Below are 3,040 nucleotides of genomic sequence, written 5' to 3'. Positions count from 1 at the left end.
GTACACCTCCGGCCTATCAACCCAGTGTTCTGCTGGGGGCCTTACCCCCTCGAGGGGGTGGGAAACCTCATCTTGAAACGTGCTTCCCGCTTAGATGCATTCAGCGGTTATCACTTCCGAACGTAGCTAACCAGCCGTGCCCCTGGCGGGACAACTGGCACACCAGAGGTTCGTCCATCCCGGTCCTCTCGTACTAGGGACAGCCTTTCTCAAGTTTCCTGCGCGCGCGGCGGATAGGGACCGAACTGTCTCACGACGTTCTAAACCCAGCTCGCGTGCCGCTTTAATGGGCGAACAGCCCAACCCTTGGGACCTACTCCAGCCCCAGGATGCGACGAGCCGACATCGAGGTGCCAAACCATCCCGTCGATATGGACTCTTGGGGAAGATCAGCCTGTTATCCCCGGGGTACCTTTTATCCGTTGAGCGACCACGCTTCCACATGCCGTGGCCGGATCACTAGTTCCGACTTTCGTCCCTGCTCGACATGTCTGTCTCACAGTCAAGCTCCCTTGTGCACTTACACTCGCCACCTGATTGCCAACCAGGCTGAGGGAACCTTTGAGCGCCTCCGTTACATTTTAGGAGGCAACCGCCCCAGTTAAACTACCCATCAGGCACTGTCCCTGATCCGGATAACGGACCTAGGTTAGACATCTAGTACGACCAGAGTGGTATTTCAACGATGACTCCACAACCACTGGCGTGGCTGCTTCACAGTCTCCCACCTATCCTACACAAGCCGAACCAAACACCAATACCAAACTATAGTAAAGGTCCCGGGGTCTTTCCGTCCTGCCGCGCGTAACGAGCATCTTTACTCGTAGTGCAATTTCGCCGAGTCCACGGTTGAGACAGCGCCCAAGTCGTTACTCCATTCGTGCAGGTCGGAACTTACCCGACAAGGAATTTCGCTACCTTAGGATGGTTATAGTTACCACCGCCGTTTACTGGGGCTTAAGTTCTCCGCTTCGGTGTTACCACCTAACAGGTCCCCTTAACCTTCCAGCACCGGGCAGGAGTCAGTCCGTATACATCGTCTTACAACTTCGCACGGACCTGTGTTTTTAGTAAACAGTCGCTTGGGCCTGGTCTCTGCGGCCATCACCGCTTCCCCGCGCAAGGCGGTTCACGGATCCGGCCCCCCTTCTCCCGAAGTTACGGGGGCATTTTGCCGAGTTCCTTAACCATGGTTCGCTCGATCGCCTTGGTATTCTCTACCTGATCACCTGAGTCGGTTTGGGGTACGGGCGGCGCGTAGCTCGCTAGAGGTTTTTCTCGACAGCATAGGATCACCCACTTCACCCATACGGGCTCGGCGTCACATCTCAGGGCCGTGCTCGAAGCACAGCGATCCGGATTTGCCTGGACCGCCCCCTACCTGCTTACCCGTGGACAACCATCGCCACGGTTGGGCTACCTTCCTGCGTCACCCCATCGCTTGACTACTACCAGATCGGGTCCCACGCTCCACATGCACGCCTCACCCCGAAGGGATCGGTCACACATGCTTTGGGTGGTTAGCATCACCGGGTTCGTCATGGGCGCTACTTTGCCGGTACGGGAATATCAACCCGTTGTCCATCGACTACGCCTGTCGGCCTCGCCTTAGGTCCCGACTTACCCAGGGCAGATTAGCTTGACCCTGGAACCCTTGATCATTCGGCGCACGTGTTTCTCACACGTGATTCGCTACTCATGCCTGCATTCTCACTCGTGTCGCATCCACCCCTGGATCACTCCGGGACTTCACTCGCGACACGACGCTCCCCTACCCATCCACACACCCGTTGGGGCTTCTCCACACAAGGTGGGCGTGAATGCCATAGCTTCGGCGGATGACTTGAGCCCCGCTACATTGTCGGCGCGGAATCACTTGACCAGTGAGCTATTACGCACTCTTTCAAGGGTGGCTGCTTCCAAGCCAACCTCCTGGTTGTCACTGCGACTCCACATCCTTTTCCACTTAGTCACCGCTTAGGGGCCTTAGCTGATGGTCTGGGCTGTTTCCCTCTCGACTACGGAGCTTATCCCCCGCAGTCTCACTGCTGCGCTCTCACTTACCGGCATTCGGAGTTTGGCTAACGTCAGTAACCTGGTAGGGCCCATCGGCTATCCAGTGCTCTACCTCCGGCAAGAAACACACAACGCTGCACCTAAATGCATTTCGGGGAGAACCAGCTATCACGGAGTTTGATTGGCCTTTCACCCCTATCCACAGGTCATCCCCTCAGTTTTCAACCTAAGTGGGTTCGGTCCTCCACGCGGTCTTACCCGCGCTTCAACCTGCCCATGGATAGATCACTCCGCTTCGGGTCTTGATCGTGCTACTCAACCGCCCTATTCGGACTCGCTTTCGCTACGGCTCCCCCACACGGGTTAACCTCGCAACACAACGCAAACTCGCAGGCTCATTCTTCAAAAGGCACGCCGTCACCCCAACACCCACAAGGGGCAGCCGGGCTCCGACGGATTGTAGGCACACGGTTTCAGGTACTATTTCACTCCCCGCCAGGGGTACTTTTCACCTTTCCCTCACGGTACTTGTCCGCTATCGGTCATCAAGGAGTATTTAGGCTTAACGGGTGGTCCCGCCAGATTCACACGGAATTTCAGGAGTTCCGTGTTACTTGGGAACACACTCCAGAGTCGCGCACTTACACTTACGGGGCTATCACCCTCTACGGCGCCGCTTTCCAACGGACTTCAACTTCACACACGATTTCTCACTCTGCTCACCGCCGGCAGACAGTGAAGAATGGTCCCACAACCCCCCATACGCAACCCCTGCCGGGTATCACACGCATGAGGTTTAGCCTGATCCGATTTCGCTCGCCACTACTCTCGGAATCACTATTGTTTTCTCTTCCTGTGGGTACTGAGATGTTTCACTTCCCCACGTTCCCTCCACACACCCTATACATTCAGGCGCGGGTAACTGGACATGACTCCAGCTGGGTTCCCCCATTCGGACACCCCCGGATCACAGCTCGGTTGCCAACTCCCCAGGGCTTATCGCAGGCTCCTACGTCCTTCATCG

1 rRNA gene is annotated in these 3,040 nt (G+C 56.6%); it reads right to left on the bottom strand.

The features are described 5' to 3' along the window. A 23S ribosomal RNA gene (locus tag ABD086_RS25250) occupies positions 1-3,040 on the bottom strand; the annotation flags it as partial.

This window comes from Nocardioides aquiterrae (genome assembly GCF_039526625.1).
Taxonomy (GTDB): domain Bacteria; phylum Actinomycetota; class Actinomycetes; order Propionibacteriales; family Nocardioidaceae; genus Nocardioides; species Nocardioides aquiterrae.
The sequence above is the reverse complement of the archived record's forward strand: the minus strand, read 5'-3'. Positions and strand labels throughout refer to the sequence as shown.